The sequence below is a fragment of the Variovorax sp. F042 genome (assembly GCF_057814215.1).
In genome coordinates this window covers 213987-227514 of sequence record NZ_JBVASX010000003.1, presented here as the reverse complement: position 1 = coordinate 227514, position 13528 = coordinate 213987, and the positions used below count along the sequence as shown (strand labels likewise).

Sequence of the window (13528 nt, the reverse complement as noted above, 5' to 3'; positions counted from 1 at the left end):
CCTAGCCCAGCACCACGGGCTTGGTGTGCCAGATTTCATGCGCGTACTGCGCAATCGTGCGGTCCGACGAGAACGCACCCATACCCGCCACATTGAGAATCGCCATCCGCGTCCACGCATCCGAGTCGCGGTACAGCGCATCGACTTCGGCCTGCTTGGCCACGTAGCTCGCGTAGTCGGCCAGCAGCAGATAGTGGTCGCCCCAGTTCACCAGCGCGTCGTAGATGCCCTGGTAGCGCGCCGGTTCGCCCGCTGAAAACGCGCCGTCGCGGATCGCGTCGAGCACGCGCTTGAGCTCGGCGTTCTCTTCGTAGATTTCGCGCGGCTGGTAGCCCCGTGCGCGGATGTCGGCCACTTCGGGCGTGGTGTTGCCGAAGATGAAGATGTTCTCCGGCCCCACGTTCTCGCGCATTTCCACATTCGCGCCGTCCAGCGTGCCGATGGTGAGCGCGCCGTTGAGCGCGAACTTCATGTTCCCGGTGCCCGAGGCCTCGGTGCCCGCCGTGGAAATCTGCTCCGACAGGTCGGCCGCCGGCATGATGATCTCGGCCAGGCTCACGCTGTAGTTCGGCAGGAACACCACCTTCAGCAGCTTGCCCACGCGCGCGTCGGCGTTGATGGTGCTCGCCACGTCGTTGATGAGCCGGATGACGAGCTTGGCCATCGCATACGCCGAAGCCGCCTTGCCCGCGAACACCACCACGCGCGGCACGATGTCGATCGGCCCACCCGCCGCCTGCGCGTCGAGGATGCGGTGGTAGCGCGCCACCACGTGCAGCACGTTGAGCAGTTGCCGCTTGTATTCGTGGATGCGCTTGACCTGCACGTCGAACATCGCGTCGGTATCGATGTCGAGCTTCAGGTGCTGCTCGACCCAGTTGGCCAGCCGCAGCTTGTTCTCGCGCTTGGCATGGCGGAATGCGCGCACGAAGGCCGGTTGCGCGGCCATGGGCTTGAGCGCCTCGAGCTGCGACAGGTCGCGCCGCCAGCCCTTGCCGATGCGCTGGTCGAGCAGCGCCGCCAGCGGCGGGTTGGCCTGCGCCAGCCAGCGGCGCGGCGTGACGCCGTTGGTCTTGTTGTTGAAGCGCTCGGGAAAGATCTTCGCGAAATCCGAGAAGATCGACTGCTTCATCAGCTCCGAGTGCAGCCCCGACACGCCGTTGATCGAGTGGCTGGCCAGCACCGCCACGTAGGCCATGCGCACGCGCCGCTCGCCGGCCTCGTCGACCAGCGACAGCCTGCGCATCAGCTCCACATCGTTGCCGACCTTCTGCGTCACGGTGGCGAGAAATTTCGCGTTGATGTCGTAGATGATCTGCAGGTGCCGCGGCAGGATGCGCCCCAGCATCTCGACCGGCCAGGTCTCCAGTGCCTCGTGCATCAGCGTGTGATTGGTATAGCTGAACACTTTCTGCGTGTGCGCCCAGGCCACGTCCCATGCGAGGCCGTGTTCGTCGAGCAAGAGGCGCATGAGCTCGGGCACCGCCAGCACGGGGTGCGTGTCGTTCAGGTGGATGCTGACTTTTTCGGACAGCTGGTCGAAGGTCTTGTGGTTGCGCAGGTAGCGGCGCAGCAGGTCTTGCACGCTGGCGCTGCAGAAAAAATACTCCTGGTGCAGCCGCAGCTCGCGGCCCGAGGGCGTGGAGTCGTCGGGGTAGAGCACGCGCGAGACGTTCTCCGACTGGTTCTTGCTCTCGACCGCGCCCATGTAGTTGCCGCGATTGAAGGCCGAGAGGTCGATTTCCTCAGTGGCGCGCGCCGACCACAGGCGCAGCGTGTTGGTGGCCTGCGTGCCGTAGCCCGGGATGATGGTGTCGTAGGCCACGGCCAGCACGTCGTGCGTGTCGACCCAGTCGGCCGCGCCGTAGGGGGCGTTGGTGCCCTCGCGCTTTTGCACGTGGCCGCCGAAGCGCACGCGGTAGTTCACCTCGGGCCGCTGGAATTCCCACGGGTTGCCGCGCGTGAGCCAGTAGTCGGGCGTCTCGACCTGTTGGCCGTCGACGATGCGCTGGCGGAACATGCCGTATTCGTAGCGGATGCCGTAGCCCATGCCCGGCACGCCGAGCGTGGCCATCGAGTCGAGGAAGCAGGCTGCGAGCCGGCCCAGGCCGCCGTTGCCCAGCGCAGCGTCGGGCTCGCGCTCGGCCAGCGCGTCCATGTCGACGCCGAAGTCGGCCAGCGCCTCGCGCACCGTGTCGTAGAGGTCCACGGCCAGCAGCGCATTGGTGAAGGTGCGCCCGATGAGGAATTCCATCGACAGGTAGTAGACGCGCTTGAGGTCCTGCGCGTAGTTGGCGCGCGTGGTCATCATCCAGCGCTCGACCAGCTGGTCGCGCACCGCCTGCGAGGTGGCGTTGAGCCAGTCGTCCTGGCTGGCGGCGACCGGGTCCTTGCCGACCGCGTAGATCAGCTTGTTGGCCACCGCGCGCTTGAAGGCCGCGACGTCGCGGTCGGGGTGGTCATAGGCGAAGTCTTTGATCGTCATGGGCGCCCTTGTTGCGTGGAAGTTGTTGTGGTGGTCAGGCACGCGGCTGTTCGAGCGCCTGCCGGTAGACATCGATGTACTGCGCGGCTGCAGTGGCCCAGTCGGCCGGCCGCCGCATGGCGTTGCCGCGAACGCGCCGCCAGTCGGGCGCACGCTCGTAGAGCGCGAAGGCGCGGCGCACGGCGCGCTCGTAGTCGGCAACCTCGAAGCTGTCGAACACGAAGCCCGTGGCTTCGCCGCTGGCCATGTCTTCGAGCGAGCTGTCGACCACCGTGTCGGCCAGCCCGCCGACGCGGCGCACCAACGGCAGGCTGCCGTACTTGAGGCCGTACATCTGCGTGAGGCCGCAGGGCTCGAAGAGCGAGGGCACCAGCGTCACGTCGCCCGCACCGAACATCTGGTGCGCCAGCGTCTCGTTGTAGCCGATGGTGACGCCGACCGATTGCGGCGTGGCAGCCGCGCGCTGCCGGAAGGCTTCCTCCAGCCAGGTCTCGCCGCTGCCCAGCAGCGCCAGCTGGCCGCCCTGGGCGAGCAGCGCATCGAGCCCGCCCAGCACCAGGTGCAGGCCCTTCTGCTCGGTGAGCCGGCTCACGAGAATGAAGAGCGGCGCATCCGGCCGCTCGGCCAGCCCCAGCTGATGCTGCAGCACCGACTTGCAGCGCGCCTTGCCGGCCATGTGGCGGCCTTCGGGCGTGTGATAGCCCTGCATCAGCGCGGCGTCGGTCGCCGGGTTCCAGACCTTGTCGTCGACCGCGTTGAGGATGCCGCTGAGCACCCCGCTGCGCTGGCGCAGCAGGCCGTCGAGTCCGCAGCCCTGCTCGGGCGTCTGGATCTCGAGCGCGTAGGTCGGGCTGACCGTGGTGAGCCGGTCGGCGAAATACAGGCCGCCCTTCATGAACGAGACCTGGCCGTGGTATTCGAGCCCGTTCATCTGGAACGCAGCGCCGGGCAAGCCGAGCTCGGTGAAGTTCCAGGGCGCGAAGATGCCCTGGTAGGCCAGGTTGTGCACGGTGAAGACGCTGCCTACGTGCGGGCCGCCGGCCTGCCGCGCGAAGTGCAGGTAGGCCGGCGCGAGCGCGGCGTGCCAGTCGTGCGCGTGCACCACCTCCGGCCGCCACTGCGGATCGAGCCCTTGCGCCAGTTGCGCCGCGGCCCAGCCGAGCAGCGCGAACCGGCGGTGGTTGTCGCCGTAGGGCTGGCGCGAGGTGTCTTCGTAAGGATTGCCGGGCCGGCCGTAGAGCGCCGGTGCGTCGATCACGTAGGCCGGGATGCCGGGCGCCCCGTCGATGTCGATGTGCCCCAGGCGCAGCCCGAAGCGCTCGCCCCAGGGCGCGTTGAAACCGTCCACGGGCGCCAGGTCGCGCACGCCCGCCACGATGGCCGGAAAGCCCGGCAGCAGCACGCGCGCGTCCTCGCCTTCGGCCATGAGCGCCAGGGGCAGGGCCCCGGCGATGTCCGCCAGGCCGCCGGTCTTGAGGAGGGGGAAGAGCTCGGCGCTGACCTGGAGGATTCGCATCGTGGGGCGTTGTGGCCTCAGGCGGCCAGTCGTTTGAGCATCTCGCGTGTCACGAGCACCACGCCGTTCTCGGTACGCTCGAAGCGGGCGGCGTCGGCCGCGGCATCTTCGCCGATCACCATGTCGTCGGGTATGACGCAGGCGCGGTCGATCACCACCCGGTTGAGCCGGGCGCCGCGGCCGACTTCCACGTCGGGCAGCAGCACGGCCTCGTTGATCTCGCAGAAGGAATGGATGCGCACGCCCGAGAACAGCACCGAGCTGCTGACCTTGGAGCCCGAGACGATGCAGCCGCCCGAGACGATGGTGTTGACCGTCATGCCGTGCTGGCCGTGCCGGTCGAGCACGAACTTGGCCGGTGGCAGCTGCCGCTGGTAGGTCCAGATGGGCCAGTCCGTGTCATAGATGTCGAGCTCCGGGGTGATGGAGGCCAGATCGAGGTTGGCTGCCCAGAATGCATCAATCGTGCCCACGTCGCGCCAGTAGGCCTTGGCGTCGGGTCCGCGCGAGGCCCGCGTGACGCACGACATGCCGAAAGGATGGGCCAGCGCGCGGCCCTGGGCCACGGCGCGGGGAATGATGTCCTTGCCGAAATCGTGGCTCGAATCGGGGTTGACGCTGTCTTCTTCGAGCAGCTGGTAGAGGTACTCGGAGTCGAACACGTAGATGCCCATGCTCGCCAGCGCCACGTCGGGGTGGCCGGGCATGGCGGGCGGATCGGCGGGCTTTTCGAGGAAGGCCGTGATCTGGCGGCCGTCGTCGATGGCCATCACGCCGAAGGCCGTGGCTTCCATGCGCGGCACCTCGATGCAGCCGACCGTGCAGCCCAGGCCGTGCTCGGCGTGGTCCTTCACCATGATCGAGTAGTCCATCTTGTAGATGTGGTCGCCGGCAAGTACCACCACGTAGTCGTGCTTGGTCGAGCGGGTCTGGATGATGTCGAGGTTCTGGAACACCGCATCGGCCGTGCCGCGGTACCAGTGCTCGTCGCCCACGCGCTGCTGCGCGGGCAGCACGTCGACCATCTCGTTGAGCTCGGCGCGCAAGAAGCTCCAGCCGCGCTGCAGGTGGCGCATGAGCGAGTGCGACTTGTACTGCGTGACCACCGCCATGCGCCGGATGCCCGAGTTCAGGCAGTTGGACAGCGCGAAATCGATGATGCGGAACTTGCCACCGAAGTACACGGCCGGCTTGGCGCGCCGGTCGGTCAGCTGCTTGAGGCGGGAGCCGCGCCCGCCGGCCAGCACCAGGGCGATGGTGCGGCGTACCAGTTGATGGGCCTGCAGCTCCTGCTGCGGGTGCGCTTGCGGTGTGAGGTTGTCCATCCTGTGTCTCCGTTCGTTCGATCGTTCGCTTGTTGGAATTCGCCGTCAGAGTTTCTGCATCGAGACTAGCACCGCGCCGCGCGCCTGGCTCCTACGTTCTTGCAATCCCGATGCTTGAAAAAGGCACTTGTGCCGTGTCGCCGAGCGGTTGGCCCACCTCGCCCGGGTCGAGCCCGGGGTCGGTGGAAAGGCTCAGGCGCCACGTGCCCGCGGGCAGCGTGAAGGACACGGCCTGCGGGCCTGCGTTCACCATCACCAGCCACGCGCTGCCGTCCTCGTCGGTGCCATCGCCGAAGAGGACTGCAAGGGCCGTGCCCGTGCTGCTCCAGTCGGCGGGCGTCATCGGCTCGCCGTCGGGGCGCAGCCACCGGATGCCCGGTGGCGTGCCCTGCGGCGCTTCGGCCGGCCACCAGCGGGTGCTGCGCAGGGCCGGGGCCTCGCGGCGCAAGGCGGCCAGGCGCGCCACGAAGGCGCTCATGCGGGCGGCGTCGCTGCCGGGGGCGGACGCGCCTATCCATGCGAGCCAGGTGGTTTCGTTGTCCTGGCAGTAGGCGTTGTTGTTGCCCTGCTGGCTGTGGCCGAGCTCGTCGCCGGCCAGCAGCATGGGCGTGCCCTGGGACAGCATCAGCGTGGCGAGCAGCGCGCGCTGCAGGCGACTGCGCAAGGCCAGCACGGCGGGGTCGTCGCTCGGGCCCTCGACGCCGCAGTTGTTGCTCATGTTGTGGCCGTGGCCGTCGCGGTTGTCCTCGCCGTTGGCGAGGTTGTGGCGCTCGTTGTAGCTCACGAGGTCGCGCAGCGTGAAGCCGTCGTGCGCGGTGACGAAGTTGACGCTCGCGGTCGGCGCGCGGCCGTTGTGCGCAAACTGGGTGCTGGAGGCGGTGAAGCGATGGGCGAAGTCGCCGAGGCTGGCCTTGTCGTCGTGGTCCTGCCGCAGCCAGAAGCCACGCTGCGTGTCGCGGTAGCGGTCGTTCCATTCGAGCCAGCCGGGTGGGAACTCGCCGAGGCGGTAGCCGCCCGGGCCGATGTCCCATGGCTCGGCAATGAGCAGCGTGCGCGAGAGCACCGGGTCCTGGGCGATGGCGGCGAAGAAGGGCGCGCGCGCATCGAACCCCCGTTGTGCATCGCGCCCGAGCACCGGGGCGAGATCGAAGCGGAAGCCGTCCACGCCCATCTCGCAGGCCCAGAAGCGCAGGCTGTCCATCACCAGCTGCAGCACGCGCGGCTCGCCGAGGTTGAGGCAGTTGCCGCAACCGGTCCAGTTCTCGTAGAGGGCGCGGTCGTCGGGGCGCAGGTGGTAGTAAAGGGCGTTGTCGATGCCGCGCAGCGAGAGCGTGGGGCCGAGCTCGTCGGTTTCGGCGCTGTGGTTGTAGACGACGTCTATCACCAGTTCCATGCCGCGCGCGTGGATGGCGTCGGCCATGGCGCGGAATTCGCCGGCGGGGGTGGTGCCGGGGCGGCCGCTCCAGTAGCGGGCTTCGGGGGCGAACCAGCCGATGGTGGTGTAGCCCCAGTAGTTGCTCAGGCCCATGTGCTGCAGGCGCTGCTCGTCTGCTCGGTGCTGGACGGGCATGAGGCTCAGGGTTGTGATGCCCAGGGCCTGGAGGTGGTCGAGTACGGCGGGTTCTGCCAGGCCGGCGTAGGTACCTCTCAGGGCTGCGGGGACGGCGGGGTGGAGCTTTGTCTGGCCTTTTACGTGCAGCTCATAGAGGACTCGGTCGCCTGCTGCGATGCGCGCGTGGCCGGGAGGGGCTGCTGGTGCCGGACCGGGTGCAGCTACCCGGGCCTTGAGGGCTACTGCGGCGTTGTCTCGGGTGTCTCTCTTGTCTGGGTTCGCTGGGTCGTGGCCCAGGAAGATGTCGCTGCCGTCGTAGTTGCTCACGATCTCTTTGGCGTAGGGATCGAGCAGGAGCTTGGCTGGGTTGAAGCGGGTTCCCTCTTGAGGGGACCAGGGGCCGTGGACTCGGTAGCCGTAGACCAGGCCTGGAGATGCGCTGGGGAGGTGGCCGTGCCAGATGCCGTTTGTTTGTGCTGGCAGTTTCAGGCGTTGTTGTTCGTTTTTGCCTGTGGTGTCGAAGATGCAGAGTTCTACTGCTTCTGCTGTTGGGGCTGCCAAGGCGAAGTTCACGCCTTGGTGTGAAGGTGTTGCGCCCAAGGGGAAGGGGGTGCCTGGGCTCAGCATTTGGCTGGCCTTTGGGTGGGTTTGCTTTCCGAGGCCGGGACTCGCCCCGGCGGGCGAGCTACTTTCTTTTGCTTCGCCAAAAGAAAGTAGCCAAAGAAAAAGCGACCCCACTGTCTGCGACCCCTTCGCGTAGCGAAGGGGCAACCTGCGGTGCTCGCGTTTCGCGGGGTCTCGCCCAAACTCGCTTCGCTCAGACAAGGGCGAGCCCTGATCCGCGAAACGCTGCGCTCCTCGGCGCAGCCAGAGGGGAGGGGAAACGGAACGGGCCTTTGCTTCGCTCGGCTTGGTATTGGCTGTTGGATGTTCGGGGGCCGAGCGCAGCGAAGGCCTGCTGGGTTCCCCCATCCCTTCTGGCTGTGCCGAGGAGCGCAGACGTAGACGGGATCAGGGCCGCAGCTGTTTGAGCGAAGCGAGTTCTGCGGACCCCCGTCTACGTCGAGCACCGCAGGTTGCCCGTAGCGAAGCGTAGGGACGCAGACAGCAGGGTCGCCTTTCTTTTGCCTACTTTTCTTTGGCGAAGCAAAGAAAAGTAGGTCGGCCGCCGGGCCGAGACCCGGCCCCGGAAAACAAACCAGACCCAGGCAATTCAAGCCAACACCCACATCACGGTAGCCAACGGCGGCACGCTGACAGAAACAGAGTCCGCCTTCCCATGCCAAGGCACAGGAGCACTTTCAACAACCCCGTTCCCCACGCCACTCCCCCCATAAACCGCCCCATCCGTATTGATGACCTCCCGGTAGGAACCCGAAGCAGGAACCCCCAACCGATACCCATGCCGAGGCACAGGCGTGAAGTTGCAAACAGCCACAACAAACGCCCCATCCCGCCCCCGCCGCACGAACGCAAACACCGACTGATCCGCATCGTCATGCACGATCCACTCGAACCCCGCCCCGTCATGGTCAAGCTCGTGCAACGCAGGAAAGTGCCGATACACGTTGTTCAAGTCGCGCACCAGCCGCCGCACTCCTTGGTGAGAGGCATGCTCCAGCAGATGCCAGTCCAGGCCGCGGTCCGCATTCCACTCCGCGTACTGCGCGAACTCCCCGCCCATGAACAACAACTTCTTGCCGGGATACGCCCAGAGGTACCCGTACAGGTTGCGCAGGCCAGCAAACCTCTGCCACTCGTCCCCGGGCATGCGCCCGATCAGCGATCCCTTGCCATGCACCACCTCGTCATGCGACAGCGGCAGCACGAAGTTCTCGCTGTGCGCGTACATCAGCCCGAAGGTGATCTGCTGGTGATGGTGCTTGCGATAGACCGGGTCTGTGCCCGCATACGACAGCGTGTCGTTCATCCAGCCCATGTTCCACTTGTAGTGAAACCCCAGCCCGCCGTCTTCCGGCGGACGGGTCACGCCGGGAAAACTCGTCGACTCCTCGGCCAGCGTCACCGCCCCCGGCCGCTCGACGCCCACCACGCGGTTCATGCGCCGCAGGAAGTCGATGGCCTCCAGGTTCTCGCGCCCGCCGAGCACGTTCGGCACCCACTCGCCGGCCTTGCGGCTGTAGTCGCGGTACAGCATCGATGCCACCGCATCCACGCGCAGGCCGTCCACGCCGTAGCGCTCCAGCCAGTAGAGCGCATTGCCGACCAGGTAGTTGCGCACCTCTGTGCGGGCGTAGTTGAAGATCAGCGTCTGCCAGTCGTTGTGGAAGCCCTCGCGCGGGTCGGCGTACTCGTACAGCGCCGTGCCGTCGAAGCGGCCGAGGCCGTGCGAATCGGTCGGGAAGTGCGCGGGCACCCAGTCGAGGATCACGCCCAGCCCGGCCGCATGCGCGGCCTCGACGAAATGCCGGAAGTCGCCCGGCGTGCCGAAGCGCGAGGTCGGCGCGTACAGGCCGATCGGCTGGTAGCCCCACGAGCCGTCGAAGGGGTGCTCGGTGATCGGCAGCAGCTCGATGTGCGTGAAGCCCAGGTCGCGCACGTAGGGCACCAGCGTGTCGGCCAGGTCGCGGTAGTCCAGCCATTCGTGACCGTTCTTGCGGCGCCATGAGCCCAGGTGCACTTCGTAGATGCTGATCGGCGCGTGGCGCTCGTTTGCGGCGGCACGGCCTTCGGGCATCTTTACCGGCGCGGGCAGGGGCTGCACCACGCAGGCCGTGTCGGGCCGCAGCTGCGACGAGAACGCGAAGGGGTCGGCCTTGCGCAGCACCTCGCCCTGCGCCGACAGGATCTCGAACTCGTAGCTGTCGCCGACGGTCACGTGCGGCGCGAAGATCTCCCACACGCCGCACTCGCGGCGCAGCCGCATCATGTGGCGCCGGCCGTCCCAGTTGTTGAAGTTGCCGACCACCGACACGCGCCGCGCATTCGGCGCCCAGACTGCGAAGGCCACGCCCTTGACGCCGTCCATCTCGCGGATGTGCGCGCCCAGCCGCTCCCACGGTCGCAGGTGCGTGCCTTCGGCCAGCAGCCAAACATCGGTTTCGCCGAGCACGAACGGAAAGCGATACGGGTCTTCCAGCCGCGAGGTGTGCGCCTCCCAGTCGACCTGGAACGAGTAGCCCATGCGGGCTTCGGCCGCCGGAACCAGCCCGCTGAACAGGTCCGAGCCTTCGTGCCGCGCGAGGATGGCCAGCGGCCAGCCGGTGCGCGAATGCACCACGGCCACGCGCTGCGCGCCGGGTAGCAGCGCGCGCACTTCCAGGCCTTCGGGCCTCTCGTGCGGGCCCAGCACGGCAAACGGGTCGCCGTGCTCCGCGCGCATCAGCGCATGGACTTCGGACTCGGGCAGCGGCTTCAAGGGCATGGTGGTCAGCTTCGTCCTTCAACGGCGGGTGTGCCGAAGAAGACGCCGTACGGCGCCAGCGTCAGCATGCGCTTTTCATCCACGGTCTGCATGACGGCGGTGTGCTCAAGCGGCTGTCCGACGAGAGGCATCAGCCCGTCGGGCAACGGCATCGATACCGGCTCGCTCCCTAAGTTGAAGACCGCCCGCAGCGAGAGTTTTCCGTCGCGCCGCTCGAAGTGCAGCAGTGGCTCGGGTGCGTCGATGAAGCGGATGCCACCGGTGCGCAGCAGCGGTTGCGTGCGCCGCCAGTGCAGCAGCGTGCGGCTGAAGGCCAGCATCGACCCAGGGTCCGCGGCCTGTCGTTCGACGGCCAGCGGCAGGTGGGCGCCGTACACCGGCAGCCAGGGCGCGCCGGTGGTGAAGCCGCCATTCGGCGCCTCGGCGGTCCATGGCATCGGTGTGCGGCAGCCGTCGCGGCCCTTGAACTCGGGCCAGAAGGCGCGGCCGTACGGGTCTTGCAGCAGTTCGAACGGCACTTCGGCCTCGGGCAGGCCCAGTTCCTCGCCCTGGTAGATGCTCGCGCTGCCGCGCAGCGCGAGCAGCAGCGTCAGCCAGAGCCGGTCGCGGCGCGTGTCGGGTGCGCCGCCGTCGCTCCAGCGCGTGGCGACGCGCGGCACGTCGTGGTTCGACATTGCCCAGCAGCCCCAGCCGTTCGTGGGTTCGAGCGCCTCGTCAAGGGCTTCGACCTGGTGGCGCAGGTGCTTGGGACTGTGGTCGGCCGTCAGCAGGCTGAAGCTGTAGGCCTGGTGCAGGCGCTTGCCGCGGTCGGTGTACTGCGCCATGACGGGAGGCGCGTTCTCGTCGCCGACCTCACCCAGCGCCACCGCGCCGTAGCCGTCGAGCAGCCGGCGCAGGCTCTCGAGGAACGCCAGGTTCTCGTGCTGGCTCTTGTCGTACAGATGCTGCTGCATCGCATAGGGGTTGTCGGCGCGCACCGTGCTGACTTCGCCTATCGAGGCCAGCGAGGCCGGCGGGTTGTCGCGCAGCTGCGCGTCGTGAAACTGGTGGTTGCAGGCGTCGAAGCGAAAGCCGTCCACGCCGCGCTCGCACCAGAAGCGCACCTCGCCCAGCAGCGCCTCCTGCACTTCGGGGCAATGGAAGTTGAGGTCGGGCTGCTCCGCCAGGAAGCTGTGCAGGTAGTACTGCCGCCGGCGCGAATCCCACTGCCAGGCCGAGCCGCCGAACACCGACAGCCAGTTGGTGGGCGGCGTGCCGTCGGGCTTGGGGTCGGCCCACACGTACCAGTCGGCCTTGGGGTTGTCGCGGCTCGAGCGGCTCTCGGCGAACCAAGCGTGCTGGTCGGACGTGTGCGACAACACCTGGTCGATGACGAGCTTCAGGCCCAGTTCGTGCATCCGCGCCAGCATGGCGTCGAAGTCGGCCAGCGTGCCGAACATCGGGTCTACGGCGCGGTAATCGGCCACGTCGTAGCCGAAGTCCTTCATCGGCGAACGGAAGAAAGGAGAAACCCAGATGGCATCGACGCCGAGGCTGGCCACGTGCTCGAGCCGGGACGTGATGCCCGGCAGGTCGCCGATGCCATCGCCGTCGCTGTCCATGAAGCTGCGCGGGTAGATCTGGTAGATCACCGCACCGCGCCACCATTCGCTGCTGTCGGTATTGCTGCCCATGCCGGTCCCTGTGGTCTGAAATCATTGTGGCATGCGAAATTCGGGCCAGTGATACGCAGGTGCGGGGCGGTGGTGCATGGCGCGAAGACCCGTGAAGCTTTCTACACTGGGCGCCGCTCCCGCTTTTCAAAATGACGACATCAGATTCCGCCTCTTCTTCCCTCGCCGCGCTCGAAGCGCGGCTCGCCCAGGACCTCGAATACCTCGGCTGGCCCGGGCGCAACTGGATGCCCGCGCGGCAAGTCGGCGGTGAACCGGTGCTCGACGTGGCCGTCATCGGCGGCGGGCAGGCCGGCCTGGCTGCCTCGGTCGCGCTGGCGCAATTGGGCATTCGCGCGGTGGTGTTCGACCGCTCGCCCGCGGGCAGCGAAGGCCCCTGGGCGACCACGGCGCGCATGGAGACGCTGCGCTCGCCCAAGGAGCTCACCGGTCCCGCGCTGGGCCTGCCGTCGCTCACCTTCCGGGCGTGGTTCGAGGCCCAGTTCGGGCTGGAGGCCTGGACGGCGATGGACAAGATCCCGCGCCTGCAGTGGATGGACTACCTGGTCTGGTACCGCCGCGTGATGGGCGTGGACGTGCGCAACGACACGGCCGTGACCGGCATTCATCCGCTGACCGATGCCACCGGCGTGCGCCTCGACCTGCGCACGCCGCAAGGCGAACGCAGCGTGCTGGCGCGCCGGGTCGTCCTCGCCACCGGGCGAGACGGCCTCGGCGGGCCGGCCATTCCCGCTTTCGTCAACGCGCTGCCGCGCTCGAAATGGGCGCACTCCTCCGACGAGATGGACTACGGCCGGCTCAAGGGCCTGCGCGTGGGCGTGGTCGGCGCGGGCTCCTCGGCCATGGACAGCGCAGGCACCGCGCTGGAGGCCGGCGCGCACAGCGTCGAGCTGCTGATCCGCCGGCCCGACCTGCCGCGCGTCAACAAGGGCAAGGGCGCGGGCGTGCCGGGGCTCACGCAGGGTCACTACGACCTGCCCGACGAACTCAAGTGGCGCATCCGCCACTACATCAACGTGGCGAACGTGCCGCCGCCGCACGGCAGCACGCTGCGGGTGTCGGGGCACGCCAATGCCTTCTTCAACTTCGGCTGTCCGATCCTGGCCATCGAGCCGAAGGGCGATTCGATGCGCGTGTGGACGCCGAAGGGCGACTTCGAATTCGACTTCCTCATCGTCTCGACCGGCTTCAAGGTCGACTGGCCGAACCGCCCCGAGTTCGACGGCATCGCCGCCCAGGTGCGCACCTGGAAAGACCGCTTCGTACCCGCCCCCGGCGACGAAGACCAGGAACTGGCCGACTCGCCCGACCTCGGGCCGGTCTTCGAATTCCAGGAGCGCGTGCCGGGCGAATGCCCGGGGCTTGGGCGCATCCACTGCTTCTGCTACCCGGCGGCGCTGTCGCACGGCACGGTGTCGGGCGACATCCCGGCCATCAGCGACGGCGCCAAGCGGCTGGCGAGCGGCATCGCCAGCCTGTTCTACCGCGAAGACTTCGACCACCACTACGCCAACCTCGAGGCCTACGCCGAGCCGGAACTCTTCGGCGACGAATGGACGCCCGCGCTGCCGCCTCAGGAAAGAAACTGAACC

General features: G+C 67.8%; 7 protein-coding genes. 1 reads left to right on the top strand and 6 read right to left on the bottom strand.

What is annotated here, in order from left to right:
* Position 1 precedes the first annotated feature (1 nt).
* The 6 genes from ACZYSP_RS13875 to ACZYSP_RS13850 all read right to left on the bottom strand — a co-directional run bounded on the left by ACZYSP_RS13875 (position 2) and on the right by ACZYSP_RS13850 (position 11936).
* Positions 2-2485 (bottom strand): glycogen/starch/alpha-glucan phosphorylase, encoded by a 2484-nt coding sequence (locus ACZYSP_RS13875; RefSeq protein WP_093053995.1) that lies wholly within the window; start codon positions 2483-2485, stop codon positions 2-4.
* Positions 2486-2519: 34 nt separating this feature from the next.
* Complete coding sequence (gene glgA, locus ACZYSP_RS13870; protein WP_093076951.1) at positions 2520-4001, bottom strand: glycogen synthase GlgA; 1482 nt, start codon at positions 3999-4001, stop codon at positions 2520-2522.
* Positions 4002-4018: 17 nt separating this feature from the next.
* Positions 4019-5326, bottom strand: coding sequence for a glucose-1-phosphate adenylyltransferase (glgC, locus tag ACZYSP_RS13865; RefSeq protein ID WP_093053999.1), 1308 nt, complete (start codon positions 5324-5326; stop codon positions 4019-4021).
* A gap of 91 nt (positions 5327-5417) precedes the next feature.
* A complete protein-coding gene (gene glgX, locus ACZYSP_RS13860) occupies positions 5418-7505 on the bottom strand; it encodes a glycogen debranching protein GlgX (RefSeq protein WP_093076952.1) in 2088 nt (695 codons plus the stop codon).
* Positions 7506-8091: 586 nt separating this feature from the next.
* Positions 8092-10263, bottom strand: coding sequence for a 1,4-alpha-glucan branching protein GlgB (gene glgB, locus ACZYSP_RS13855; RefSeq protein ID WP_093076954.1), 2172 nt, complete (start codon positions 10261-10263; stop codon positions 8092-8094).
* A gap of 5 nt (positions 10264-10268) precedes the next feature.
* Positions 10269-11936 carry an alpha-glucosidase gene (locus ACZYSP_RS13850; protein WP_093076955.1) on the bottom strand — a complete coding sequence of 556 codons (1668 nt, stop codon included), beginning with the start codon at positions 11934-11936 and terminating at the stop codon, positions 10269-10271.
* A 131-nt stretch (positions 11937-12067) separates the two neighbouring features.
* Between ACZYSP_RS13850 and ACZYSP_RS13845 the strand changes: the two genes are divergently transcribed.
* Entirely contained in the window at positions 12068-13525 is a 1458-nt protein-coding gene (locus ACZYSP_RS13845) for an NAD(P)-binding domain-containing protein (RefSeq protein ID WP_489014710.1), read from the top strand.
* The last annotated feature ends 3 nt before the right edge of the window (positions 13526-13528 follow it).

Bases quoted from the DNA above. Each gene is read 5' to 3' on its own strand.
- ACZYSP_RS13875 (WP_093053995.1), bottom strand. From the start codon at position 2,485: ATGACGATCAAAGACTTCGCCTATGACCACCCCGACCGCGACGTCGCG.
- glgA (WP_093076951.1), bottom strand. From the start codon at position 4,001: ATGCGAATCCTCCAGGTCAGCGCCGAGCTCTTCCCCCTCCTCAAGACC.
- glgC (WP_093053999.1), bottom strand. From the start codon at position 5,326: ATGGACAACCTCACACCGCAAGCGCACCCGCAGCAGGAGCTGCAGGCC.
- glgX (WP_093076952.1), bottom strand. From the start codon at position 7,505: ATGCTGAGCCCAGGCACCCCCTTCCCCTTGGGCGCAACACCTTCACAC.
- glgB (WP_093076954.1), bottom strand. From the start codon at position 10,263: ATGCCCTTGAAGCCGCTGCCCGAGTCCGAAGTCCATGCGCTGATGCGC.
- ACZYSP_RS13850 (WP_093076955.1), bottom strand. From the start codon at position 11,936: ATGGGCAGCAATACCGACAGCAGCGAATGGTGGCGCGGTGCGGTGATC.
- ACZYSP_RS13845 (WP_489014710.1), top strand. From the start codon at position 12,068: ATGACGACATCAGATTCCGCCTCTTCTTCCCTCGCCGCGCTCGAAGCG.